Source organism: Herbaspirillum sp. 1173, from assembly GCF_031455335.1.
Classification (GTDB): Bacteria; Pseudomonadota; Gammaproteobacteria; order Burkholderiales; family Burkholderiaceae_D; genus Herbaspirillum; species Herbaspirillum huttiense.
In genome coordinates this window covers 121,920-138,300 of the sequence record NZ_JAVDSP010000001.1, presented here as the reverse complement: position 1 = coordinate 138,300, position 16,381 = coordinate 121,920, and the positions used below count along the sequence as shown (strand labels likewise).

The following is a 16,381-nucleotide window of genomic DNA, read 5'->3' as shown; positions in this document are numbered from 1 at the left end:
GCGCGACTGCTGAACATTCCACGCCGGCCATCACGCAGGCGCTCACGCCGGTACCAGCAGGCCGGGGTTGCCCGCACCCACGGCTGACTGCAGGTCTTCCAGGAAACGCTGTTGCAAGGCGAACTCGTCGGCCTGCGATGCCCCCTCTTGCACCAGGGTGGAGGCGCGCACCAGGATGCCATCGGAGATCCGGCCGGCCATGCCGTCTTCAAATATCTTCAGTCGTGCGGCCAGGCCACCGTTGGGGAATCCATCGCCGATGCGCACCCAGTAGGTGACCGCCTCGACCCGGTTCTGGCGGGATGCAACGAAGCGCGAACCCATGACGGGCTGGCTGCCCGCCCGCACCGGGATGGCGACCCGCTCCTTGCCGCTCAACACGAATCCTTGTGCCACATAACAGACTTCGGGCAGGTGGATCTTCACGTCCTGGGTCTGCTCCTTGGCGTAGGCCAGCGCCAGCATGACCATCTGTCCCTGGCTGTTGACGTAGGTGCGTCCAAGCACGTCGTCGTAGGGCTGGTCGGTGCTGCGGTCAGTCCCATCCTCCAGACCCACGTTGACTTGCAGGAACGGCGACGGCACTTCCTTCCACTGCCCGAACTGGGTGGGAATGACGGTAGCAAAGTTGCCCTTCTTGACGACGTTGACCTCACGCGGCACCAGCAACTGCACCAGGCCCACCGAGACCACCATGGCGATCACCACGGCAATGGAGAGCCGCAGGTTCATGGAAAACTGCGTGGTGTCCTGCGCGGCCGCAGCGGCGCGCTGGCGCGGCACGGCCTCGGGCGCCGGCAGCCCGCGCCAGGCCGCATGGCGCACGGCAATCCAGCGCAAGAGGCTATCCAGCGCGATGATCAGGCCCAGTGCCACGAAGAACAGCAGCATCCCGGCGAACCCGTGCAGGAAGCCCTGGCCGGCGGCATCGCCAAGGTAATAGGTGATCAGGGCCAGCACCATGACGCGCACCGTATTGGCCGTGAAGGAAATCGGAACGATCAGGACCGCCAGCACCAGATTGCGGAACAGCGACTGGTGACGCACCAGGTTCATGTACAGCAAGCCGAGCGCTTCCAGGGTGAACAGCGAGTTCAGCCCGGCGCAGGCATCGGCGACCAGCAACTGGTAGGGGCCGATGTAGAGAATCACGCCGCTGCGCGCGATCGGATAACCGAACTGACGCAGGATCAGTTCGGAGGCGTAGGAGACGCCGATCTTGAGCGGCTGGGTGAGCAGGTCCACGACCGAGGCCGGTAGCGGCACCATGAACAACATGAAGAAAAAGGCAAACCACAGGCGGCGGCAGGTACGGATCCCGAACTGCAGCAACACGATGCCGATCAGGATCGGGATCAGCGATCCCGCTTCCATGAAGAGCACGGTCTGCGAGCGGCCCAGCACGAAACACAGCAAGCCCAGCAACAGGAACACCATGCCGGCGATGGGTGCCGGACGGCGCTCGATGAGCCCGTCCTGATGCAGCTGGCGCACCCGCACGAACAGATAGCAACACGCGACGGCCAGCACGATCGGGCCGTGCGCATTGCGCTCGGTGCCCCACACGCCATGGAACAGGTCAATGAAACTGGGGACGTACATGGCCGCCAGGCCCGCCGCCACCACCAGCCAGGGCAGGCCGGAGAATGGCTGTTGACGCATGGGGCGCAGGGTCTGGGCAGTCATCTTGCAGTTCTCGTCAGGAGGGTCGGGAGATCAGAACTCGTTGACGACGCTGCCGACGACGGCCACGTGTGCGCTGGTCAGGTTGTCGGTGAGCGTACGGACGGCCGAGATGTGGGTCATGTTGGTGCGCACTACCACCAGGCTGGCACCGGTGCGTGCCGAGATCATGTTGCCGTCGGCATACTGGCCGCCAGACGGGGTATCGACCAGAATCACATCGAAGTCCTGTACCAGGTCGCCCAGCAACTGCGTGAAGTTGGGACGGCCCAGCAATTCCTGCGGGTTCGGTGGGGTCGGACCGGCGGGCAAGACCGACAGGTCCAGCAGATCCGGCACGCGCTGGAGCGCATCGGCCGCGCTGCAGCGGCCGGCGATCACGCCCGACAGGCCGTTGCGGTTATCCAGGCCAAACAGCTCGTGCTGGCAGGGCTGACGCATGTCGGCATCGATGAGGAGAGTACGCTCGCCCAGCTGCGAGAACACCACGGCCAGGTTGGAGGCGATGAAGCTGCGCCCTTCCCCGCTGGCCGGGCTGACGATGGACAGCGCCTTGTGCTTGCCGTCGATGTCGAACCAGCGGACCATGAGCTGGCTGCGCAAGGCGCGCAGGGCTTCCACCTGTTTGCTGAACGGATTGTAGGCCGCCACCACCTTCTCGCTGACCTTGCTTTCGCCTTTGAGAAGATAGGGATAGTCGAACTGGCGCGACAAGGCCTGATCGATATCGGACTGCGTCAGCAAGCCGAGCTGGATGGCGGCGTCACCGAAGCGCATGCCGCGCTCGCGCTGCAGACGCAGAATGCGTTCCGCATTCTCGGGAGTCAGCTTGCCGCTGTCGACCAGGATGGCGCCGATGGAGCGGTTCGGCAGCGAGGTGCCTTCAGTGAATGTCAACGTTGCTGTAGTCATGTTATTCCCGCGGTATCTGTTTTTATTGGCGATGAAAACGGGCCCGGATCAGGCGGGCTTGCCGCGTCCGAATCCGAAGCGGCGGCGAGACGAGCTTGTCACCGGGCGAGTGATCGAACCCAGCACCGGCAGCCCCAGCTCTTCCACCAGGTCCTGCTCGGAACGTACCCGGCGATTGGTCAGCTCCAGGCCCAGCGCAGTCATCACGCCGAGGATGCCGCCGACGAACACGGCCAGGATCAGGTTGATGAGGATGCGCGGGCTCGACGGATTGACCGGCGGGACGGCGGCCGACAACAACGAGATATCCGACTGGTTGGACTGCCCTTCCAGGCTGGTCTGGGCGAAGCGCTGCGAGGTCATCTCGTAGGCGCGCTGGGCGCTTTCCAGTTCGCGGCTGAGCACGGCGAGTTCGTCACGGGTGCGGTTCATCTCCAGCACCTTGCGCTTTTGCGCTTCGAAATCGGCACGAATCTCGGCTTCACGCTTGGCCAGGATGGTGGCATTGCCGCCCACCGAGGCGGAGATGGCGGCGCTCGCATTGGCCAGCTGCGCGCGCAGGCCATCACGCTCGGCCTTGGCCGCCAGGTAGTCCGGGTGGTTCACGCCCAGGCGCTTGGAGGCCTGCTCGAAGCGGGCTTCGGAGATGGCCAGGTTGGACTTCAGGGTCTGGATCAGGCCACTGGCATTGACGTCCGGCGATTCGGCAGCGCCACCGGCCTTGGCCTGGCGGCTGCGAGACTGCGCCTCGGCCAAGGCCGACTGGGCCATCACCAGCTGGGTCGACAGGTCGTTGAGGCGGTTGTTTTCGACATCGGTACGGGTGTCCAGATTGGTGATGCCATGCTCTTCCTGGTACTTCGACAGCTTGGCCTGCGCCTGCTCATAGGCATCGCGCAACAGCTTGGTCTGGTCGTTGAAGTAGGACGACGCCTTGCGGGTCGGGTCCAGCTTCAGCTGCATGCTGACCTGCTGGTAGGCCGCCGCGAAGGCATTGGCCACCAGTGCCGCAAACTGCGGATCATCAGCGCGGAAGGTGATGTCGATCACGCTGCTTTCCTTGGAGGCCACCGCATCCAGTTTTGCCAGCAGCACGCCGGCCAGCCAGTTGCGGATATCCATATCGCCATGATTCTGGGCGTCGAAGGCAGCCTTGACCGCAGGCTGTTGCGCCAGTTTCAGGTTGTCCACGACAGCCAGTGCCACCGACGGGCTGTTGATGATGGCTACCTGGGTCGGCATGAAGCCGGGCAAGGCCTGGGGCGCGACCACCAGGCCGGTCACCGGATCGGAGGCCTTGTAGTTCAGCACCACCGACGAGGTCGCCTTGTATTGCTTGGACTGGGTCAGGCTGATACCGAGCGCCACCAGAACGGTGATCGACAGGATCAGCAGGATCACCCGCAGGTGGGCCTGCAGGATCAGAACAAATTGAGAAAGATTCATGGGATCACGCCTCCTGGTTGGCGTTTGCGATAGCAAAATGGGAAATCATGTGCGTTGCAGCCGGGTGCCGGATCAGAACCAGCTTTCCTTGACATAGACGACGTCGTCGGCCTGCAGCGGGTCGTCCTTGTTCAAGTGCAGCTCCTCCAGCTTGCCATCCACCTGGCGCTTGACCACCAGCCCGCGTTCGGTACCGCGCTGGGTCAGGCCGCCCCCCACGGAGAGCGCCTGCAGCAGCGTGGTGCCGCGTTCCAGCTTGTACATGCCCGGACGCTGCACTTCACCGTAAATGTAGAAACGCAGCGAACGCTCCACATAGATCACGTCATTGGCTTGCACCTCCGGCAGTTCCGAGGTGTCGCCGCTGTGCGTGATGCTGTAGATGTCCACCAGCTGCTTGCTGACCGCACCGCCGTTCTTGCGCACGATGGTCACGGCGTCGCCGCCATCAGGCGTCACGCCACCGGCCAGCGCGATGACGTCCGCCACGTTGCGCTTGCCATCCAGCGGGTAGCGCCCCGGCTTGGACACCTGTCCCAGCACAGACACCATCTGGCTCTGGGGAACGGTGACCAGAATGTTCACCTGCGGGTTGACCAGATAGCCACCCTTCTTGAGCAGACCGGCGATCTTGGTCTCGGCCTGGGCGGTGGACAGGCCACCAATCTTCACTTCGCCCACCAGCGGGAAGCTGATCACGCCGGCTTCGCTGATGCGGGTCTCCAGGCTGAGGTCATCGCTGCCATAGACCTTGACGCGAATCACGTCGCCCGGCCCGAGCAGGATATCGTCGGCCTGCGCAAGCAGGCTCACGCTGGACAGCATCAGACCGATCAGCAGGAATACTATTTTTCTCATCATCGTCATTACTCCGCAATACATCAGGTTCTTGAGGTTCTTGATTCAGGCGCTGCACGCCCGTTGTTGATCCATGCTTACTTGAAACCGGCGACGCCGCGCTTGATCGCCTCGCTGTCCGCTGAAGCAGCATCCTTGCCAGGGCTACCCTGCGCGGCTGCGCCATCCTTGTCCGCCGGGGCCGCCGCGCTCAGATCCTTGAACGACTTGGCCTGCTCGGTGAGCTCGATCTTGGCGTCCTTCTTCAATCGTTCCACCAACTGCTCGGATGCCTGATTCTGCTGCAGGGTCACCAGATACTGGGCGATCTGGGGCGAGGCCACCGCCAGCGTCATGGGCACATTCTTGACGTCCTGCAAGGAGGTCAGGATGGCCGTCGGTCCTTCGATCACCACGAACATGGTGCCGCGCTCCATGGTCTTGAGGCTGGCATTCATCTGCTGCGGCAGATCCGCCGAAGTCTTGACCACCTGCTGGCGCGCATACTGCACCCGGTGCGAATCCAGCCAGCCGACCACATCGTCCAGGCGCTTGCCGGGCTGGTCCATCAGGGCGTTGAGTTCGGGGGTGAGGCTGGTCCCCGCGATGATCAACTGGGCAAATTCATATTGTTTGCGCTGGGCAAACCAATCGGGATTCTTGCGATAGAAATCCTCGATCTCCTGATCCGACGGGCGAACCGGGGCTTTCAGCTTGCCGGCCACGTAGCTCTGCGCCAGCACCAGGTTGCGTGCCCGCTCCATGTCGGCCACCACGGCCGGATCGTTGTCGAGCTTGTCCTTCCTGGCGGCGTTGATCATCAGCTGACGCGCCACCAGTCCGTCAAGCAGCTGCTTGGTGACCTGCGTGCCGCCGGTCTTGGCCAACTCATTGTTGACCTGGTGAATGGTGATTTCCTGACCGTCCACAATGGCCACCACCTGGCTGGAACCTGACGCGGCCTTCTTCTCGCCGCAGGCGGCCAATGCCACCAGAAGCATCGCGGAGACCAGCGCCTTCGCCGCGACATTGTGCTGCCATGAAACTGTTGCCTTCCCGATTTTCATTTGACCAAGCTCTCTTCTTTTCTGTGTCACTTGTTGCCGGCCACCGCGGCCGGTGCTTGCTGCCCCTCCCCTGCGAGAAGGCCTTGTCCATCAATAAGCGTTATCGCGCTTGATCACCATGCGCACGGTCTGGAAGATGATCCACAGGTCAAACATCAGCGACCAGCGGCGCAGGTATTCCAGGTCGAATTCAATACGCGCTTTCATCTTGTCCAGCGTCTCGGTCTCGCCGCGCAGGCCGTTGACCTGGGCCCAGCCGGTGATGCCCGGCTTGACCTTGTGGCGCAGCATGTAACCCTTGATCTGCTTGCGGTACAACTCGTTGTGGGCCACTGCGTGCGGGCGCGGACCGACGATGCTCATGCGTCCCTGCAGCACGTTGAAGAACTGCGGCAATTCATCCAGCGAACTGGAGCGAAGGAAGCCGCCGATCTTGGTCAGGCGCATGTCGCCCTTGGTGGCCTGGGTGACCTTGCCGCCGTCCTCCATGACCGTCATGGAGCGGAATTTGTAGACCACGATCTCTTCCCCATCCAGCCCGTAGCGGCGTTGCTTGAAGATGATGGGGCCAGGCGAGGTCAGCTTGACGCACAGGGCAATGACCATCATCACCGGCAGCAGCATGAGCAGGATGCCTGAGGCCAGCACCAGGTCGCTGATGCGCTTGACGATGTTGTTGGTACCGGTAAAGGGCGTCTCGCAGATGGCCATCACCGCCATCCCGCCGACATAATCGAAGCGCGCCTGGATCAGGTTGAAGATGTAGATGTCGGGAATGAAGTAGATCGAGGCCGTGGTGTCCTGCAACTCGTCGATCATCTGCAGCACGCGCGGCTGCGCCGAGATCGGCATGCTGATGTAGACCATGTTGATGTTGTTCTCGCGCACGTACGCAGCCACGTCCGACATCTTGCCGTGCAGCGGCGTGAAGGTACCTGCCGGCTGGCGATTGAGCTCGCGGTCGTCGAAGAATCCCATCAGCTTGATCATCAGCGAAGGATATTTCTCGACGCGATCCGCCAGCTTCAGCGCGGCCGGATTGACACCGATGATGATGGCCTTGCGCACTTCTCCCTTGCTGTGCAAGTCGCGCATCACGCGCGACTGCAATTGCTGGGAGATGATCAGGCCCACCGGCGTGGTGACCACCCAGAAGAAAATCGCGCGCAGCGAAAACTGCTGATAGAACTCACAGATATACGCCACCACGACCAGCACCGCTGCCACCGCCAGCCAGTCCAGGACGGGCGAAATGATCGACGGCCCCTTGGGGTTGCGGCGCAGACGCCGCTCGTGGAATTCGGTGAAGAAATAGGAGGAGAGGAAAAACGCCATGATGGCCAGCACCCAATAATCCCCGTTGAATGCATGACCGTGCAGGCGCACCAGCACCCACAGGTAAGCCACGATCAGGGCTGGTTCGACAAAGCGCTTGAATACCATCGTGATGGTATTGGCCTTGACATTGGCCAACGGCAGACCGTCATGCAGGTCACTCATTTTTGGAGCCTCAGAATTCATAGCGCGAAGTCAGTGATACGCCGTTGGACACGTAGCCAAAGTTGCTGATGTTCGATTGCAAGTTCTCACGATAGACCGCCAACAAGATCGACAAGGAGGTCGTCGGCGCATACGTCAAGCTCAAACTGGCCTTCTCGTAGCTGTCCCGGCGGCTCGATGGCGTCACGCCGGTGACGATGGAGGCACCGTTGTAGTTGCGCCGTTCGACATCCACCAGACCTTCCACCCGCAGTTTGGCCGTCGGCAGATAGGTCGCACCGAGGCTGGCACCGGTGGTCAGTGCGAAATTCGCATCGACGTCGTTGACGCCGCCAATTTCACGCCACAGGTTGGCCACGAAACCGGTCTTGCCAGTGACGGCCCAGTCGCCGACCAGACGCGCATTGAAACCGCGGTAACCGCCGCCACCCGTGGGCGACTTGCGATCCCGCTGGGTCAGGCCGCCCAGGAACTGCAGCTTGGTCTTGGCGCTGTACAGCCAGATCACCTTGAGCTTGTAGTCTTCCTGAGTAAATGAGTTGTTGATGGACTCGGTACCCACCAGCACGTCATTCGGATACCGCCCGTCGGTCTTGCGCACCTGCACGCCGACCACGCTGCCGCTGCGCGGGTTGTAATCCAGACCCAGTTCAGCCAGGTTCTGACTGAAGTTGTTGGCCTGCTGCGTATTCAGGTCGTAGCCCAGCGCGAAATGCGAGACCTGGCTGCGCACTGTCCAGTCCGGGTGCAATTGCCATGCCAGCGTTGCATATTTGGTCTGCATGGTGCGAATGTTCAGACCCAATATCCGGAAGTTCTGGAAGGGCGTGAGCGACTTGGAATACACATAGCCGATGTCGCCCGAAAAGCGTTCCCCCAAAAACCAGCTCCAGTTGGTTTTCAGATCGCGCGCATCATTGTCAAACTGCGAGAAATAATCGTACGTATTCTTTGTCGCGCTGGCGTCCAGCGTCACGTGCTGGCGACTCAGCTCACGGTCCAGCTTCAGGCCGGCAGTCCGGCTCTGCACCGAATCGGACAACTTTGGCGCACCGAGCGCCGACACGGCGGCGTCGGGTCCGCTCAGGCGCAGCACGTTGTCATCATGCAAGTAGCTGTACTGCACATACGGCACGACCACTTGGCCCGGGTCGGCTGCGTACGCCAGCGGGCATGTCACGGACACCAGCAGAGCGCACATCTGCACTTGAGTCCTGCGCCCGCTGCTAATGCGAAACTGCCATGGCTTCACGAATCAGAGCCCTTTCTTTTTCTAGTTTTACTTTTAAAACAATGGCAATATTTGGAGTCCGTATTGTTGCAGTGCAACACGAAAAAAATTAGAAGTAATCATGCATCATTTTCGAAATTTAGGCAAAAATTTATGCAAAACATTGCCGGTCAGAAAGCAGACCAACAAGGATACGCGCCCATCCAAAAGCGGCAATCAGACAAGGTAGCGTGACTTTGTAGGAGAAACGGTAAATGTAAAGATTGGCAACAAACTCATGAAAATTCGTAAACGATATATATCGCACCGCAACAAAAACTGAACGTTTATAGGAGAACAATAGTCCTAGCGCTTTCTCCGCACCGCGCAAGCGAGTAAGATCGCTGACGCAATCGCTCCGCTGATCCCCTTTTCATGAACTGGCACACCATCACTTTTCTTGGCGACAGCGCCATCACCGTTCCCGGTGCATGCATCCTGGCACTCTGGCTGGCCGTCAACCGACTGTGGCGGCCGATGCTGGCCTGGCTCATTTCATTTGGTGGCGCGATGTTGATCGTGGTGATCAGCAAGCTGCTCTTCATGGGCTGGGATATCCGGCCACCTTTGCTCAATTTCACCGGTTTCAGCGGTCATACTGCTTCCTCCTGCGCACTCTATCTGTCCGTCGCTCTGTTGCTGACCCGACGCAGCACGCTGGCTTGGCGCACCACCATCCTGGCCATCACCGCGCTCCTCGTGACGGCAGTCGGGCTGTCCCGGCTGATGATCAAGGTGCATTCGGAATCGGAAGTGCTGCTGGGACTACTGGTCGGCGCCAGCGCGGCCTGGACCTTTGGCCTGTCGCTGCGCGAGCCGGCACCGGCTTTGCGCCATTTTCTGCTTCCATTCGCCCTCGCTGCAGGCCTCCTGATGACCGGCTTCGACAAGCCGGCACCGACACAAAGTTTCCTGCAGGAACTGGCCAAGAATCTCTCTGGCCGCACCGAGGTCTATGTCCGCCACGCCCCCCTCTGACGTTTTGAACAGCTCTACAAGAAAAAGGCCGCTCAGTCCATACTGAACGGCCTTTCCGCTGATACGCCCCCCGGGCCGCGATCAGGCGAGCCGCAGGCCGGGCAACGCCACGCGCCGACGCCGCAGCGCCGCCACACCGATCACGATGGCCAGGCCGCCCAGCATCATCAAATATTGCTCAGGCTCGGGGACCGGGGCCACTGCCGCCAGGTTGCCGGTGAAGGATTGCAGGTGCAGCTCGGCGTTCTGCGTCAAGCTGTTGACGAACACTCCGCCTTCGATGTTCTGGTTGTTGGTCAGGCTGGCGTGAGTAGCCAGGATCGATCCGCCGAACTGATTGTTGATGATCAGGCTGGTCGCATTGTAGAAGTTCCAGACGATGGACTTGCCCAACGACTGCGCTTGTCCACCCAGGAAGTTGGCACCGATGACCGCCGAGCTCACGCTGGAATTGATGATGATGGTGCTGGCACCATTGGCGGCGAAGGAAAATTCACCTACCGAGAACACCGACGCGCTGGTGGTGTTATCCAGATTGAAGACCGCGACACCCTGGTTGTTGGCCACGGCATTGAAGGTGGCCTTGTTGTTCGCGACGGAGACCGTGCTGTTGGCGGTGGCTGTCTTGAGGCTATTGGACAGGCTGGTCAGCGTGTTGCTGAAATTGGTCGAGCCGGCAGCATCGGCATTGGTCTGCATCAGCGTGCTCGGCGACGACGAGCGGCCGCCATTGAAGTTGACCCCGCTGGTGCTGCCCGCCACATAGGCAGGGCCATTCAGATTGCTGCCGCTCGCCGAACCGGCAATATAGCTGGAACCGCTGTTGACGGTGGAGCCGACGAAGGAGCCTCCTATATAGGAGCCCAGTCCGTTGACATGCAGACCGCTCGCCGTCCCCATCACGGTCAGACCGGCATAGTTCGATGCGGGCGTGCTGCCGGAGTGCTGCACGTAGTCACCGCCCGTCACCGAACCGCCAATCCAGGCCCGGCCATCGACGTGCGAATTGGAGGTGGCATTACCCAGCACCACCAGGTTGAACTGCTGCAGCGCTTCAGCGCCAGTCAGCGGGACTACGGCGGCCTGCGCAGCGGCACTCACACCAAGGGAAAGGAAAGGCAAGACAGCAACACCGGCCAGCACCGACCTGGAAAGACGCGACATGGAACGTTACCCCTTATAACGGATGCCGCCTTCGCTTGTCAGATCAGGTGGCGGAAGTGAATTGAACGCGCTTGGAAGACGCAAATCCAAGCAAACTGTTGTAAATTTTTCATTAATTTTAAGACAACAGTTGTCGATCAATCAAGTGAAAAACTCGTTAACGCGTGAGCGTTAACTTTTTGCCACATTGACAACAATCAATCTTCCGCCAAAGCAAGCACCGGCACTAGCGTAACCGCCTGGACATGTAGAGCGCGCCCTCGCCATAGCTGGCCAGACTCCCGCCCTTCCCTGCCAGCGCCTGCCCATCCTCGGCAAATCCCGCTGCCCGCCAGTAGGCACTTGATGCATGCACCGCCACCAAGGTCGCCATCGGCAGCCCCGCCTGCTCAGCCACCCGGCACAGATCGTCCACCAACTCCCGCCCGAGCCCGGAGCAGCGTGCCGCCGGCAAGAGCGCGACATCATGCAGATGCAGGCAATCGGCCGCAGTATCCAGTCCGTTCAGCAAGCTGTTGAGGGATGGCGGCACACCGAGGCGAGCGGGATGCATGAAGGCGTAACCGATGACCTGCTCGGTGCCGTCCGCTTGCCCGCTGTGCACGGCGATCCGGCAGCCAGGCGCAAACAAGGCCAGACGTTCTGCGAAGACTTCTTCTGCTTCGAAATAGCCGGCGTGAACCAAGTCAGCGATCGCCATCACGTGCGGCAGGTCAGCCGCCCGCATCGGACGCCATTGATAAGGACTCATGGTGAGATCTCCGTCTGTTGGCCGGGAGCACCCCGGAAATGAACACGCCACACGGTGGCCGATGAGGACCAGCGTGTGGCGCGTAAAAATAAAAACCTAGAAGCGAGAAAGCTTATGTTGGTCGGCAAGATCTCCGGCGCAACAACCCTGGCATGTAAATCAGGCTGCAGCCCCGGGCTTCAGGGTTTCCAGCACGGCTTGCAACTCCGTCCGCAAGGCATCGATGGCCGCCTCGTCCAGGCTGATGACGGGACGCTGCGGCTCTTGCGGCTGCTCGGCCTCGTGCGTGCCATCGAGCTTGTTGCGGGCACCGCTGATGGTGAAGCCTTGTTCATACAGCAGTTCACGGATGCGGCGGATCAACAGCACTTCGTGGTGCTGGTAATAACGCCGGTTGCCGCGGCGCTTCACCGGTTTCAGCTGGGTGAATTCCTGTTCCCAGTAGCGCAACACGTGCGGCTTCACACCGCACAGTTCGCTGACCTCGCCTATCGTGAAATAACGCTTGGCCGGGATGGGCGGCAAGACGATGGCCGCCGGTTTGTTGACACGATCGTTCATAGATTAGACGGACATTTCAACGGCATCGCCGCTGGAGAGTTCCACCATTTCCTTCAATTTCTGGCTGGCGTGGAAGGTCACGACGCGGCGCGCAGTGATGGGGATTTCCTCGCCAGTCTTGGGGTTGCGGCCAGGCCGTTGCGGCTTGTCGCGCAGCTGGAAATTACCGAAGCCGGACAGCTTGACGGCCTCGCCACGTTCGAGAGCGTTGCGGATCTCGTCGAAGAAGGTTTCCACCATGTCCTTGGCTTCGCGCTTGTTCAGACCGACCTGCTCGAACAAAAGTTCGGCCAGCTCGGCCTTGGTCAGCGTCGGCAGGTTCTTGTCGGCCTGCGAACGTGCCTGGGATTCCAGTACGGCACGATGCAGGTCGGCGTCCAGCACGGATTGAAATTCGTTCGAATTCACGTTGTTCATGGCGATGAATGACTGGGCCTCAACCGATTCCGGTCTGTAATTATTTTCGCTCTCGGACATCACATCAGGCACGCAACCTGGCACCGAGCTTGGCGCTCGCCGCGGCCACCAGTGCATTCACCGCAAGGTCAACCTTGTCATCCTGAAGGGTGTTTTGAGTATCTTGCAAGGTGCAGCGGAACGCAAGGCTTTTTTCGTCCGCTTCGAGACCCTTGCCTTGATATTCATCAAATAAAACAAGGGCTTGCAAGATGCTGCAATCCGGATTGGCCTGCTTTTCAGCGGCAAAAACGTCCAGCAATTGCTGCGCACCGACCGAGTGTTTGACCACCAGAGCGATGTCGCGGCTGACCGCCGGGAACTTGGAAATTTCCGAGTAAGACGGCAGGTCACGCTCCTGCAGCGCCTCGGCATCCACCTCGAAGACCACGGGGGCCAGCGGCAGGTCGTACTTCTGCTGCCACTTGGGATGCAGTTCGCCGATGACGCCGACCACCTTGTCGCCCAGCAGTACGTGCGCAGTGCGTCCCGGATGCAGCGCCGGATGTTCGGCCTTGACGAAACGCAGTGCACGCGGCGCGAACAGCGCTTCCAGGTCGGCCTTGACGTCGAAGTAATCGACGTTGCGGGTCGGCTGGCCCCACTGCTCCTCGGCCACCGGACCATAGGCCAATGCGGCCACGCGCTTGGGTTGCTCGAAACCGGCGACAGCCAGCGGACCATCGGTGATGGCGCCGTTCTTGTGGAACACGGCACCCGCTTCGAAGACGCGGATACGCGCTGCCTTGCGGTTGACGTTGTAGCGTGCATTGGCCACCAGTCCGGCGATGAGCGAAGAACGCATCACGCTCATCTGGCTGGCGATCGGGTTCAACAGCTTGATGGGATCGGTGTTGCCGGCGAAGTCGGCTTCCCAGGCGCTTTCCACGAAGCTGAAGTTGACCACTTCCTGATAGTCCTGATCGGCCAGCAGGCGACGGATGGCAAACAGCGAACGGGTGTTCTCGGGCGCGATGCGCATGGCATTGGCGGCCACCGGCGGCAGCGCCGGGATGTTCTCGAAACCGTAGACGCGGGCGACTTCCTCGATCAGGTCTTCCTCGATCTCGATGTCGAAGCGATAGGACGGCGGTGTCACCGAGAACAGGCCAGGCTGGTAGTCGAAGGACAGGCCGAGACGCTTGAAGATATCCGACACCATCTCGTCAGTGATCTCCACGCCGATCACCTTGGCCGCACGCGCGGTGCGCAGCGCGACCGGTTCACGCTTGGGCAGATTGACGATCTGGTCGTCGACCGGGCCGACGCGGGTCTCGGGCGTACCGCAGATTTCCAGCAGCAACGCCGTGATGCGCTCGATGTGATCGACCACGGTGGCGAAGTCCACGCCACGCTCGAAGCGATGCGCGGCATCGGTCGAGAAGTTGTAGCGGCGCGCACGGCCCTGGATCGCCTGCGGGAACCAGAATGCGGCTTCCAGGTAGATATTGGTGGTGTCCAGCGAAACCGCAGTGGCATCGCCCCCCATGATGCCGGCCAGGGATTCGATTTCCTTGTCGTCGGAGATCACGCCGACCCACTCATCGACTTCCACGGTATTGCCGTTGAGGAGCTTCAGGGATTCGCCCTTGCGGCCCCAGCGCACGTCCAGGCCACCATGGATCTTGTCGAGGTCGAACACGTGCGAGGGACGGCCCAGCTCCAGCATCACGTAATTGGAGATGTCCACCAGCGCCGAGATCGGCCGCTGGCCGCTGCGCTCCAGGCGCTGCTTCATCCACTGCGGGGTGGCGGCCTTGGCGTTGAGGCCACGGATCACGCGGCCGGCAAAACGGCCGCACAGGTCGGGCGCGGAAATGCGCACCGGCAGCTTCTCGTCCAGGTTGACGGCGGCGGCCTGATAGGCCGGGGCCTTCAGGGGCGTACCGGTCAGGGCCGAAACTTCACGTGCCACACCCAGCACCGACAGGCAATCCGCCTTGTTGGGGGTCAGCTTGATGGTGAACTTCAGATCGTTCAGTTGCAGGTAGTCGCGGAAATTCTGGCCGACCGGCGCATCGTCGGGCAGCTCCAGCAGGCCGCCGTGATCTTCCGACAGCTTCAGTTCGCGGGCCGAGCACAGCATGCCTTGCGACTCCACGCCGCGCAGCTTGCCGACCTTGATCTCGAAGGGCTTGCCATCGGCACCCGGCGGCAACACGGCACCGACCATGGCACAAGGCACCTTCAGACCGGCGCGCACGTTGGGCGCGCCACAGACGATGTTGAGGATGGTGCCGGTATGAACATTCACGCGGCACACGTTCAGGCGATCCGCATCGGGGTGCTTGGAGACTTCCAGCACTTCACCCACCACCACATTGGTGAAGGGAGGCGCAACCGGTTCGACTTCCTCAACTTCCAGACCGGACATGGTCAGCAGGTGCGACAGTTCATCCGAGGTCATGGTCGGATTGACCATGGTACGCAGCCAGTTTTCAGAGAATTGCATGATTCAGACTTTCAGCTATCGGCTATGAGCCGGAGGCACGCCGCGACAGCGCGGCGTCCTGCGTGATCGAATTAATTGAATTGCTTCAGGAAGCGCAGGTCGCCTTCGTAGAACAGGCGCAGGTCGTTGATCCCGTAACGCAGCATGGTCAGGCGCTCCAGGCCCGAGCCGAACGCGAAACCGATGTACTGTTCAGGATCCAGCCCCATGTTGCGCACCACCGTCGGGTGCACCTGGCCAGCGCCGGAGACTTCCAGCCAGCGGCCCTTCAGGGGACCGCTGCCGAAGGCGATGTCGATCTCGGCCGAAGGCTCGGTGAAGGGGAAATATGAGGGGCGGAAGCGCACCTGCAGGTCGTCGGTCTCGAAGAAGGCCTTGACGAAGTTGAGGTACACGCCCTTGAGGTCGGCGAAGCTGATGTCCTCGGCGATCCACAGGCCTTCGACCTGGTGGAACATCGGCGAGTGGGTGGCATCGCTGTCGACGCGATAGGTGCGGCCCGGTGCGATGACCTTGATGGGCGGCTTGTTCATGCGGGCGTAGCGCACCTGCATCGGGCTGGTGTGGGTACGCAGCAGCAGCGGCTTGCCCTGGGTGTCGTTGCCTTCGATGTAGAAGGTGTCCTGCATCGAGCGCGCCGGGTGGTTCTCGGGGCTGTTCAATGCGGTGAAATTGGTCCAGTCGGTCTCGATCTCGGGACCGTCGGCGACATCAAAACCGATGGAGCGGAAGATTTCCTCGACGCGCTGCCAGGAGCGCATCACGGGGTGGATGCCGCCCACGCCACGGCCACGGCCCGGCAAGGTGACATCGATGGCTTCCGCATTCAGGCGCGCCTGCATCTGGGCATTGGCCAGTGCATCGCGGCGTGCGGTCAGCGCGGTTTCGATCTGTTCCTTGGCGACGTTGATGATCGCCCCTTGTACCTTGCGCTCTTCCGGCGCCAGCTTGCCCAGTCCCTTCATCTGCTCGGTGATCTGGCCGGTCTTGCCGAGGTACTTGGCCTTGGCGTTTTCCAGTGCGGCGGCGTCGGGCGCGGCGGCGAAATCAGCCTGCGCCTGCGTGACCAGTTGGCCCAGGAGTTGGTCTAGGGGATTCATGCGGTAAGTCTCGCTCCAATCGAAAATCCGACGACGAAGTCGAAAAGAAGGGATTCACGGAAGGTGAATCAAAAAAATCCACGAAACCGTGGATCAAAAACATACGGGGCATCGGTGTATCACCTCTGCCCCGCAGGATTTTGCAGCGCCGGCTGCTCGTCTGACTTGCGTCCGATGTTGCGGCCGGCTACCGCAAACACGCTG

14 protein-coding genes are annotated in these 16,381 nt (G+C 61.2%); 1 reads left to right on the top strand and 13 read right to left on the bottom strand.

All coding sequences use genetic code 11. The annotated features are described in order from the left end of the window. Positions 1-42: 42 nt before the first annotated feature. From xrtB to epsL, 7 genes are all read right to left on the bottom strand, one after another. Entirely contained in the window at positions 43-1,686 is a 1,644-nt protein-coding gene (xrtB, locus tag J2X56_RS00700) for an exosortase B (protein WP_310157329.1), read from the bottom strand. A 30-nt stretch (positions 1,687-1,716) separates the two neighbouring features. Continuing rightward, complete coding sequence (epsG, locus tag J2X56_RS00695) at positions 1,717-2,595, bottom strand: chain length determinant protein tyrosine kinase EpsG (protein WP_051156604.1); 879 nt, start codon at positions 2,593-2,595, stop codon at positions 1,717-1,719. Positions 2,596-2,643: 48 nt separating this feature from the next. Beyond that, positions 2,644-4,041 (bottom strand): chain length determinant protein EpsF, encoded by a 1,398-nt coding sequence (gene epsF / locus J2X56_RS00690; RefSeq protein WP_121039630.1) that lies wholly within the window; start codon positions 4,039-4,041, stop codon positions 2,644-2,646. A 72-nt stretch (positions 4,042-4,113) separates the two neighbouring features. Then, positions 4,114-4,899, bottom strand: a complete 786-nt coding sequence (epsE, locus tag J2X56_RS00685; protein ID WP_039786590.1) for a polysaccharide export protein EpsE — start codon at positions 4,897-4,899, stop codon at positions 4,114-4,116. A 77-nt stretch (positions 4,900-4,976) separates the two neighbouring features. Beyond that, entirely contained in the window at positions 4,977-5,945 is a 969-nt protein-coding gene (locus J2X56_RS00680) for an EpsD family peptidyl-prolyl cis-trans isomerase (RefSeq protein WP_134135226.1), read from the bottom strand. A 90-nt stretch (positions 5,946-6,035) separates the two neighbouring features. Beyond that, complete coding sequence (locus tag J2X56_RS00675) at positions 6,036-7,445, bottom strand: undecaprenyl-phosphate glucose phosphotransferase (RefSeq protein WP_051057491.1); 1,410 nt, start codon at positions 7,443-7,445, stop codon at positions 6,036-6,038. A 10-nt stretch (positions 7,446-7,455) separates the two neighbouring features. Next, positions 7,456-8,646: an XrtB/PEP-CTERM-associated polysaccharide biosynthesis outer membrane protein EpsL gene (epsL, locus tag J2X56_RS00670; RefSeq protein WP_134135224.1), complete on the bottom strand. Its 1,191-nt coding sequence runs from the start codon at positions 8,644-8,646 to the stop codon at positions 7,456-7,458. Positions 8,647-9,090: 444 nt separating this feature from the next. On the opposite strand from epsL, the gene J2X56_RS00665 reads away from it, so the two are divergent. Beyond that, complete coding sequence (locus J2X56_RS00665) at positions 9,091-9,693, top strand: phosphatase PAP2 family protein (RefSeq protein ID WP_310157308.1); 603 nt, start codon at positions 9,091-9,093, stop codon at positions 9,691-9,693. 81 nt (positions 9,694-9,774) lie between these two features. Here J2X56_RS00665 and J2X56_RS00660 read toward each other — a convergent pair whose 3' ends face one another. From J2X56_RS00660 to pheS, 6 genes are all read right to left on the bottom strand, one after another. Next, positions 9,775-10,857 (bottom strand): collagen-binding domain-containing protein, encoded by a 1,083-nt coding sequence (locus J2X56_RS00660; RefSeq protein WP_310157305.1) that lies wholly within the window; start codon positions 10,855-10,857, stop codon positions 9,775-9,777. 226 nt (positions 10,858-11,083) lie between these two features. Next, a complete protein-coding gene (locus tag J2X56_RS00655; protein ID WP_310157302.1) occupies positions 11,084-11,608 on the bottom strand; it encodes a GNAT family N-acetyltransferase in 525 nt (174 codons plus the stop codon). A gap of 159 nt (positions 11,609-11,767) precedes the next feature. Continuing rightward, complete coding sequence (locus tag J2X56_RS00650; RefSeq protein ID WP_034331538.1) at positions 11,768-12,169, bottom strand: MerR family transcriptional regulator; 402 nt, start codon at positions 12,167-12,169, stop codon at positions 11,768-11,770. Positions 12,170-12,172: 3 nt separating this feature from the next. Next, positions 12,173-12,586: an integration host factor subunit alpha gene (locus tag J2X56_RS00645; protein ID WP_051057415.1), complete on the bottom strand. Its 414-nt coding sequence runs from the start codon at positions 12,584-12,586 to the stop codon at positions 12,173-12,175. Between the two features lie 64 nt (positions 12,587-12,650). Further along, positions 12,651-15,077 carry a phenylalanine--tRNA ligase subunit beta gene (pheT, locus tag J2X56_RS00640; RefSeq protein ID WP_310157295.1) on the bottom strand — a complete coding sequence of 809 codons (2,427 nt, stop codon included), beginning with the start codon at positions 15,075-15,077 and terminating at the stop codon, positions 12,651-12,653. Positions 15,078-15,148: 71 nt separating this feature from the next. After that, positions 15,149-16,177 carry a phenylalanine--tRNA ligase subunit alpha gene (gene pheS, locus J2X56_RS00635; protein WP_034331543.1) on the bottom strand — a complete coding sequence of 343 codons (1,029 nt, stop codon included), beginning with the start codon at positions 16,175-16,177 and terminating at the stop codon, positions 15,149-15,151. Between the last annotated feature and the right edge of the window lie 204 nt (positions 16,178-16,381).

What these genes read in the sequence shown, in the direction of transcription:
- J2X56_RS00655 (WP_310157302.1), bottom strand. Translation starts at nt 11,608, where the DNA reads ATGAGTCCTTATCAATGGCGTCCGATGCGGGCGGCTGACCTGCCGCAC.
- pheT (WP_310157295.1), bottom strand. Translation starts at nt 15,077, where the DNA reads ATGCAATTCTCTGAAAACTGGCTGCGTACCATGGTCAATCCGACCATG.
- J2X56_RS00665 (WP_310157308.1), top strand. Translation starts at nt 9,091, where the DNA reads ATGAACTGGCACACCATCACTTTTCTTGGCGACAGCGCCATCACCGTT.
- epsF (WP_121039630.1), bottom strand. Translation starts at nt 4,041, where the DNA reads ATGAATCTTTCTCAATTTGTTCTGATCCTGCAGGCCCACCTGCGGGTG.
- J2X56_RS00650 (WP_034331538.1), bottom strand. Translation starts at nt 12,169, where the DNA reads ATGAACGATCGTGTCAACAAACCGGCGGCCATCGTCTTGCCGCCCATC.
- epsL (WP_134135224.1), bottom strand. Translation starts at nt 8,646, where the DNA reads ATGTGCGCTCTGCTGGTGTCCGTGACATGCCCGCTGGCGTACGCAGCC.
- J2X56_RS00660 (WP_310157305.1), bottom strand. Translation starts at nt 10,857, where the DNA reads ATGTCGCGTCTTTCCAGGTCGGTGCTGGCCGGTGTTGCTGTCTTGCCT.
- J2X56_RS00675 (WP_051057491.1), bottom strand. Translation starts at nt 7,445, where the DNA reads ATGAGTGACCTGCATGACGGTCTGCCGTTGGCCAATGTCAAGGCCAAT.
- xrtB (WP_310157329.1), bottom strand. Translation starts at nt 1,686, where the DNA reads ATGACTGCCCAGACCCTGCGCCCCATGCGTCAACAGCCATTCTCCGGC.
- pheS (WP_034331543.1), bottom strand. Translation starts at nt 16,177, where the DNA reads ATGAATCCCCTAGACCAACTCCTGGGCCAACTGGTCACGCAGGCGCAG.
- epsE (WP_039786590.1), bottom strand. Translation starts at nt 4,899, where the DNA reads ATGAGAAAAATAGTATTCCTGCTGATCGGTCTGATGCTGTCCAGCGTG.
- J2X56_RS00680 (WP_134135226.1), bottom strand. Translation starts at nt 5,945, where the DNA reads ATGAAAATCGGGAAGGCAACAGTTTCATGGCAGCACAATGTCGCGGCG.
- epsG (WP_051156604.1), bottom strand. Translation starts at nt 2,595, where the DNA reads ATGACTACAGCAACGTTGACATTCACTGAAGGCACCTCGCTGCCGAAC.
- J2X56_RS00645 (WP_051057415.1), bottom strand. Translation starts at nt 12,586, where the DNA reads ATGAACAACGTGAATTCGAACGAATTTCAATCCGTGCTGGACGCCGAC.